The organism is Acinetobacter sp. ANC_7511 (assembly GCF_056779975.1).
In genome coordinates this window covers 159,344-166,889 of record NZ_JBWYIY010000006.1, presented here as the reverse complement: position 1 = coordinate 166,889, position 7,546 = coordinate 159,344, and the positions used below count along the sequence as shown (strand labels likewise).

Genomic DNA, 7,546 nt, shown 5'->3' with positions numbered 1-7,546 from the left:
GAAGCTAAAGAAGCTAAAGAAGCTAAAGAAGCTAAAGAAGCTAAAGAAGCTAAAGAAGCTAAAGAAGCTAAAGAAGCTAAAGAAGCTAAAGAAGCTAAAGAAGCTAAAGAAGCTAAAGAAGCTAAAGAAGCTAAAGAAGCTAAAGAAGCTAAAGAAGCTAAAGAAGCTAAAGCACAGTCTTTTGCTCAAAAAGTAACGCCTGAACCAGCAGCCTATCAATGTTTTGCTGAGCAATGTCCAAGGGTGGATTTAAAAGAGATTCAAATTGATCTCAACGGAAAAGTACCAAAATTTATAACCCCTGTTGCTGTCGGGGAAATTCATGCAAATCAATGGACTCGTTTAGGTACGGAGTTCAATGTAAATTGGACAGATCAGAATCAAAATAAAACTTCAGAAAAGCTGATATTAAATGTCTTGGACATGCAGCATATGACTTTAAAAGATGAGTTAGGTCGTATCAACCGCTATAAGATGGTAGAGGCGAAAAAGCCTGATACTGATAAAAATTCAGATGTATTAGAAACACAATAAAAAAGCGGCTCAGCCGCTTTTTTTAATAAATTTTTTCAAAACCTTCCGGACGTGTTTTAAATCTACGGTGGAACCACATATATTGGGTTGGTGCTAAACGAAGTTGATTTTCAATAATCAAATTTGTTCGTGTCGCGTCTGCAATTTCATCTTCACTTGGCATATTGTCTAACGCAGGTTCAATCAAAATATGATATTTCGGATTTGTAATATCATCTTTACGGTAGAAGTAAAGTGGAATCGCGGCAGCTTTGGTCATTTTTAATATACGGCGATGTGCAGTTACAGTGGCTGCGGGTACACCAAAAAAGGGTGCCATAACGCCTTGTTTAAGACCAAAATCTTGGTCGGGACTATACCAAATAGGTCGTCCTTCTTTTAAATGACGGATTAATCCACGCATATCATCATGGTCGATTTGATTGGTATAAATCGTGGCACGACAACGGTAAATCAGCATATCTAGCAATGGATTATTTTGCGGACGATATACGACATCTGGATCAAAATACTGGGCACAGACATATCCACCTGCATCGAGTAGGGTAGAGTGTGTACCAAGTAGTAAAGCCCCACGCCCTTCAGCTTGCGCTTGTTGAATATGTTCTAAACCTTCAATCGTTACACGATCTTTAAACCATTTGGGACAATACCAAGCATTCAGTGTTTCAAAAACACCGACCATTTGATCAATAAAGACTTGGCGAGCATTTTCATAACGAAGTTCGGGCATCCATTCAGGAAAGCAGACTTCTAAATTTCTTAAAGTTGTTTCACGACGTGAACGCAAGTATTTGAAAGCTACATTTCCCATCAGATAAGCTAAACGATGCTGAATTGCCCAAGGTAATATCGCAAGGAGCATCAGAAATATAATACCAATCCAAATGCCCCAATATTTTGGCATTAAGAAAGACCACTGGAACTCTCCCGGTTGGTAGTTTTTCTGCTTACTCATATTTAAACTTGATAACAATTTAAGGTAATTCACTATATTAGCACGAACTGTTTTTTTTCGGCGAAGGCAACAATCGGATTCTTTAGAAAAACGTTCTTAGATTTTTCACATGAATTACTCATCAATAACAACATTAAGTGCCTAAAAACCTTTAACCAAAATTAGCTTGAGCAAACTTGGTGCAATTTTTGCAGAACATTTACTGAAAATGATATGAATACGAAGATGACCGTGAATGAATCAAGTATTGTTCAATGAGCCAGTCAAAAATGCACAGTATTGGTTTGCTAAATTAGAGTTAGGTTTTACCAAAGATTCAAATCGCACAATTTTGGCGCATCGTAAGCACTTTGGACCTGTTCGCGTGCAAAAGATGCTGTGGCCTGAAAAAACAGGAGTATGTCATGCCATTATTGTTCATCCACCTGCTGGAATTGCTGGTGGAGATCATCTTACCTTTGAAATAAAAATAGATCAGGATTCGCATGCTTTGGTTACCACACCTGGCGCAGGGAAGTGGTACAAAACCAATCTTAAACAAGCATTTCAACATATTCATATTCATGTCCAAGATGAGGCGATTTTCGAATGGCTTCCTCAAGAGACGATGCTCTTTAATGGTGCGAATGCAAATTCAGAAACAATCGTACATTTGGACGCTGCTGCCAGTTTTATCGGTTGGGATATGTTGGTGATTGGACGGCAAGCACGACATGAAACTTTCTCACAGGGTGCTTACCAAAATAAATTTCAGCTTTATCAAAATCAGAAAATATTGGTTGCAGACTGTTTAAATTTTAAAGGCAATGATCGTTGGTTAAAGTCTTGTTTAGGGATGAACGCTCATGCAGTGATGGCCAGTTTTTGGGCAGTGCCTCCAGAACAATACCGGTCAAATTTCTATCTTGATCAACATATTGATCAAATTCGTGAATTAATCATGCGTATGAATATTAACGTCACATTGACGTTACTCGATTACGTCGTGACAGCACGTTATCTCGGAAATGATGTACGTGAGTGTCATGATGCATTTGCTGCAATTCGTGCAAAGCTTCGTCGTTATTGGTTTGATCTTGATGAAGAGTTCCCAAGAATTTGGCGCACATAAATTTATTCTTGTCATAGCAACATAGTTAAGTTGTTTTAACACAAATATTTGAGCACACATCTTGCATCAATATTTAAAGATAGTGAGGAAAGCATTATGGAACTAACACCTACAGAAAAAGACAAAATGCTGATTTTTACTGCGGGGCTTGTAGCGGAAAGACGGAAGGCCCGTGGTTTAAAGCTGAATTATCCAGAAGCAGTGGCTTATATTTCTGCCGCACTATTAGAAGGTGCACGTGATGGAATGAGTGTGAGTGACCTCATGCATTTTGGAACAACATTGCTAAAACGGGATGAAGTAATGGAAGGCGTGGCTGAAATGATCGCAGAGGTCCAAGTGGAAGCGACATTTCCTGATGGTTCAAAACTGGTCACTGTACATCAACCGATTGTGTGATGTCTGAGAGGAAAAATTAAATATGATTCCAGGTGAAATCATTACGTCCGATACAGACATTGAAATGAATGTCGGACGGGCAACGCTCAAAATGACGGTAGCAAATGCAGGGGATCGACCGATTCAGGTTGGGTCACATTATCACTTTGCTGAAGCGAATGATGCGTTGCAGTTTGATCGTGAGTTGGCACGAGGATATCGACTGAATATTGCTGCAGGTACAGCGGTGCGTTTTGAGCCAGGACAGAGTCGAGATATTGAACTTGTTGCACTCGCAGGTAAGCGTGAGGTGTATGGCTTTGCGGGTCGTGTTATGGGTAAGTTGGATTAAGGGAAAATAATAATGAAAATGTCACGCCGTGCTTATGCGGAAATGTTTGGTCCAACGGTAGGTGATCGAGTTCGTCTCGCGGATACTGAGCTGTTTATTGAAGTTGAGCAAGACCTCACTACCTATGGTGAGGAAGTGAAGTTTGGCGGTGGTAAAGTGATTCGTGATGGCATGGGACAATCACAACTGTTGGCTGAAGATGTTGCGGATACGGTCATTACCAATGCGCTGATTGTGGATTGGTGGGGTATTGTCAAAGCTGATGTCGGTTTAAAGAGCGGTCGCATTTGGAAAATTGGGAAAGCGGGAAATCCAGATATTCAGCCCGATATCACCATTCCACTTGGTGCAGCGACGGAAGTGATCGCTGGTGAAGGACAGATTCTCACCGCAGGCGGTGTCGATACGCATATTCATTGGATTTGCCCGCAGCAAGTTGAAACCGCACTGATGTCCGGTGTGACCACCATGATTGGTGGTGGTACAGGCCCTGCGGCAGGGACTTCTGCAACAACAGTGACACCGGGGCCTTGGCATATTGGGACAATGCTTCAAGCCATAGATGATTTACCGATGAATATTGGTCTACTCGGTAAGGGAAACCTAAGTCAGCCCGACCCAATTCGTGAGCAAATTCGTGCAGGTGTGGTCGGTTTAAAGCTACATGAAGATTGGGGTTCAACCCCTGCAGCGATTGATACGTGTCTGACCGTTGCCGATGAGTTTGATGTCCAAGTGGCGATTCATACCGATACCTTAAATGAAAGTGGTTTCTTGGAAGAAACCCTCGCTGCATTTAAAAATCGTACCATTCACACCTACCATACCGAAGGAGCAGGCGGTGGACATGCCCCTGATATTTTAAAAGCCATTGGTCAGCCGAATGTGTTGCCATCTTCCACCAATCCAACTCGTCCTTATACCATCAATACCATTGATGAGCATTTGGATATGCTGATGGTTTGTCACCATTTAGACCCTGCGATTTCTGAAGATGTGGCTTTTGCGGAAAGTCGTATTCGCCGTGAAACCATTGCTGCAGAAGATATTTTGCAGGACTTAGGTGCCATTGCCATGATGTCATCAGACTCGCAAGCGATGGGGCGTGTCGGTGAAGTGGTGATTCGTACGTGGCAAACCGCGCATAAAATGAAAGTGCAGCGTGGACCTTTAGAGGGTGACAATGCGACACATGATAATAATCGTGTAAAACGTTATATCGCTAAATATACAATTAACCCTGCAATTACGCATGGTTTAAGCCATGAAATTGGTTCGGTGGAAGTAGGTAAACTTGCTGACTTGGTACTGTGGAAGCCTGCATTTTTTGGGGTAAAACCGTCGATGATTATTAAAGGTGGCATGATTGCAGCTGCGCCGATGGGAGATATTAACGCTTCGATTCCAACACCACAGCCTGTGCATTATCGTCCGATGTTTGGGGCAAATGCGCGCGGTGTGCATAACACCTGTATTACGTTCTTGTCACAAGTCGCGATTGAAGCAGGCGTGCATGAAAAATTGGGTCTGAAAAAGTTGATCAGTCCATGTAAAGGTACACGCGATATTCAGAAGAAAGATATGAAACTGAATACCTACTGTCCTGTGATGGAGGTTGATCCTGAAATTTATGAAGTGCGAGCCGATGGGAAATTGCTAACCTGTGAGCCTGCGGAAGTATTGCCGATGGCACAGCGGTATTTCTTGTTTTAAAGTTGTCTCTAGAAAAGATAATTACTGTGATAGGTGATAAAGTCTTATGTAATTAATAAGACTTTATCATTAGATAGAATTCATCGATTTATTTTAAATACATAAAAATTTCAGCGGAATAAACGCGTTTGCTAAAAGAAATTAAACACTGAATTAAAATATATAAATTTTAAATTTAATCGATATTAGAAGTTTTCCAAGCACAAAAAATATTAAATTTAATAGATTCATAGAGGTACTCTAATGATTGAAACTGAGAGACTAATATTAAGACAATGGAAGGAAGCAGATTACTCATCTTTTATAAAAATGGGTTTAGATCCAGATGTTATGAAATATTTTCATGAAGTTTTGACCCCACAACAGAGTATTGAGATGGCGGAAAAAATTTATGAGTTAATTGAACGAAACGGGTGGGGCTTTTGGGCTGTAGAGTTGAAAGATACTAGTGAGTTTATTGGTTTTATTGGATTGCACAATCAACCAGTGTTATTCGAATTTTCTCCATGTGTTGAAATTGGATGGCGGTTATTAAAAAGATATTGGGGAATGGGGTACGCAACAGAAGGTGCAAGAGCTGCATTGATATATGCTTTTGAAGAGCTTAATTTAAATAAAGTAGTTGCATTTACAGCTTTGACAAATAAGCCTTCAGAAGCAGTTATGAAAAGGCTAGGTATGACCGAAGTTAAGCAATTCAAGCATCCAGAATTACCTACAGGGCATATTCTTGAAAATCATATTTTATATGAAATAAATAAAGATACCTTTATAAAATAATTTTGAAATTAATTTATTAAAACTAATCTTTCTTAGACAAGGAATATACAGACCATTTTTTATCTTGAAATTGTTTGAGCCAATGTCTAATCATGACTTCAGTTTCAGAAAAAAGTGGTTGTGGAAGCTCATCAATGCTAAACCATTCCCAACGCTCAAAAATCTCAGGTTCTGTCACGCAAATTTGAGTTTTTAAACGTTCATCTAAAAGTTGATAAATCGTTCCGAACGTAATCTTCACCGCCTCAGCATTTTGATCAATGATCGTATTTAAGGGTTGAATAGACTCAATATATTGACTCAGATCTAAAGCAGTTTCCTCTAACAATTCGCGTACTGCAGCATCCTCAACTGATTCATGCGCATCCATTTTTCCACCTGGAAAACACCATGAGGCAGGTTCATCATTTTTGTTTCTATAACCCAATAGAACTTTTTGACGTTGATCAATCAACATGATGCCCACGCCGATGATTGGGTTACTTTTAATATTCATGATTGTGCACATCTAGCTGCTCTGTGTTCTACAAAGTACAACAGCGATATGACAACGCTAACTTTCAAATGTTTCAAAACATGTAATTTAAATAAAAAAGCATTCACATTTATAGGGGATTTTACCTATCACTATAGTAAAGAAAACCTATTTTATTTCTCTAAAACCTCTATACCGGTGAGAAAAAATCAATATTTCTACAAGATAATCCCTTAATTCAACATAGATTCATCCTTATATTTCCCTGCCTCCTTTCAAGACTAGATTAAGACATGCGCTAGACGATTTAGAACATCGCCAGCAAGGAATTTAGCAACGAGGGGGATGCGGTAATGGTAAGGAAATATCTAACTTCTGTGGCATTGACCACATGTCTTTTCAGTAGCGCAAGTTTAGCGCTTGCCGCTGAAAATGGCGGAAGTGCTTATCCAGATGGGACAGAGAGTTTTTTTGGTGGAGCAATGCCGCCACCTGGGATGTATCTCGTCAGTTATAACCAATACTACAACGCAGATAAATTTAAAAATGATCATCCAGTATTTGATGATTTTAAAATTGATACTTTTGCCACAGTTGCTCGTGGTGTCTATGTCAGTGACAAAACATTTTTAGGCGCGACATGGGGCATGCATGCATTCCTTGTATATGCCAATGCAGATCTTACATTAGGTGGTCGTCAAGATGATCACATGGCAATGGGTGATCTCATTATCGATCCATTCTTATTGGGTTGGCATAAAGGGGATTGGCATGTGGCGACAGGTGTCGACTTTTATATTCCAGTTGGCTCTTACAACAAAAATAGACTCGCAAATATTGGACGTAATTATTACACCATTCAACCGATTATCTCGACCACATACTTAAATAAACAAGGTATCGAAGTCAGTACCAAGTGGATGTATGACATCAATTTCGAGAATAAAGATACCAAATACGAGTCGGGTAATGCTTTGCATGTCGATTACTTAGTCGCGAAACACATGGGACCTTTGGCGGTTGGTGTTGGTGGTTACGTACATCGTCAGCTTGAAGGTGACTCAGGTGAAGGTGCTGTTTTAGGTGATTTTAAAGCTAAAGCAGCCAGCGTAGGACCACAGGTTCGCTATCAATTCCCTAAAGGGTATGCAATCGCAGCGAAATATCAAAAAGAATTTGATGTTGAAAACCGACCAGAAGGTCAGAAGTTCGCAATTGATATCACCATTCCATTTTAAAACATTG

Annotated in this window: 9 protein-coding genes; 7 read left to right on the top strand and 2 right to left on the bottom strand. The window is 40.0% G+C overall.

Translation table 11 applies throughout. The annotated features are described in order from the left end of the window. Positions 1 to 534 (top strand): hypothetical protein (locus AC1M9L_RS05865; RefSeq protein ID WP_481591584.1); only part of this gene is annotated, 534 nt, incomplete at its 5' end. Between the two features lie 22 nt (positions 535 to 556). Here the strand turns inward: AC1M9L_RS05865 and AC1M9L_RS05860 are convergent. After that, entirely contained in the window at positions 557 to 1,492 is a 936-nt protein-coding gene (locus AC1M9L_RS05860; RefSeq protein WP_092766717.1) for an LpxL/LpxP family acyltransferase, read from the bottom strand. A 235-nt stretch (positions 1,493 to 1,727) separates the two neighbouring features. On the opposite strand from AC1M9L_RS05860, the gene AC1M9L_RS05855 reads away from it, so the two are divergent. The 5 genes from AC1M9L_RS05855 (at position 1,728) to AC1M9L_RS05835 (ending at position 5,826) form a co-directional block, all read left to right on the top strand. Continuing rightward, a complete protein-coding gene (locus AC1M9L_RS05855) occupies positions 1,728 to 2,603 on the top strand; it encodes an urease accessory protein UreD (protein WP_481591583.1) in 876 nt (291 codons plus the stop codon). Positions 2,604 to 2,699: 96 nt separating this feature from the next. Next, positions 2,700 to 3,002, top strand: coding sequence for an urease subunit gamma (ureA, locus tag AC1M9L_RS05850; RefSeq protein ID WP_035270654.1), 303 nt, complete (start codon positions 2,700 to 2,702; stop codon positions 3,000 to 3,002). Positions 3,003 to 3,024: 22 nt separating this feature from the next. Then, on the top strand, positions 3,025 to 3,333 hold the full coding sequence (locus tag AC1M9L_RS05845; protein WP_035270651.1) for an urease subunit beta: 309 nt from the start codon (positions 3,025 to 3,027) through the stop codon (positions 3,331 to 3,333). Between the two features lie 12 nt (positions 3,334 to 3,345). Continuing rightward, positions 3,346 to 5,046, top strand: a complete 1,701-nt coding sequence (ureC, locus tag AC1M9L_RS05840; protein ID WP_481591582.1) for an urease subunit alpha — start codon at positions 3,346 to 3,348, stop codon at positions 5,044 to 5,046. A 243-nt stretch (positions 5,047 to 5,289) separates the two neighbouring features. Further along, positions 5,290 to 5,826, top strand: a complete 537-nt coding sequence (locus tag AC1M9L_RS05835) for a GNAT family N-acetyltransferase (RefSeq protein ID WP_481591581.1) — start codon at positions 5,290 to 5,292, stop codon at positions 5,824 to 5,826. Between the two features lie 22 nt (positions 5,827 to 5,848). Here the strand turns inward: AC1M9L_RS05835 and AC1M9L_RS05830 are convergent, their stop codons facing one another. Continuing rightward, a complete protein-coding gene (locus tag AC1M9L_RS05830) occupies positions 5,849 to 6,322 on the bottom strand; it encodes a nucleotide triphosphate diphosphatase NUDT15 (protein ID WP_481591580.1) in 474 nt (157 codons plus the stop codon). A 332-nt stretch (positions 6,323 to 6,654) separates the two neighbouring features. Here AC1M9L_RS05830 and AC1M9L_RS05825 point away from each other — a divergent pair, with 332 nt between their 5' ends. After that, positions 6,655 to 7,539, top strand: coding sequence for a SphA family protein (locus AC1M9L_RS05825; protein ID WP_481591579.1), 885 nt, complete (start codon positions 6,655 to 6,657; stop codon positions 7,537 to 7,539). Positions 7,540 to 7,546: the final 7 nt, after the last annotated feature.

Coding starts and splice junctions, on each gene's coding strand:
- AC1M9L_RS05860 (WP_092766717.1), bottom strand. CDS start 1,492: ATGAGTAAGCAGAAAAACTACCAACCGGGAGAGTTCCAGTGGTCTTTC.
- AC1M9L_RS05845 (WP_035270651.1), top strand. CDS start 3,025: ATGATTCCAGGTGAAATCATTACGTCCGATACAGACATTGAAATGAAT.
- ureC (WP_481591582.1), top strand. CDS start 3,346: ATGAAAATGTCACGCCGTGCTTATGCGGAAATGTTTGGTCCAACGGTA.
- AC1M9L_RS05835 (WP_481591581.1), top strand. CDS start 5,290: ATGATTGAAACTGAGAGACTAATATTAAGACAATGGAAGGAAGCAGAT.
- AC1M9L_RS05855 (WP_481591583.1), top strand. CDS start 1,728: ATGAATCAAGTATTGTTCAATGAGCCAGTCAAAAATGCACAGTATTGG.
- AC1M9L_RS05830 (WP_481591580.1), bottom strand. CDS start 6,322: ATGAATATTAAAAGTAACCCAATCATCGGCGTGGGCATCATGTTGATT.
- AC1M9L_RS05825 (WP_481591579.1), top strand. CDS start 6,655: ATGGTAAGGAAATATCTAACTTCTGTGGCATTGACCACATGTCTTTTC.
- ureA (WP_035270654.1), top strand. CDS start 2,700: ATGGAACTAACACCTACAGAAAAAGACAAAATGCTGATTTTTACTGCG.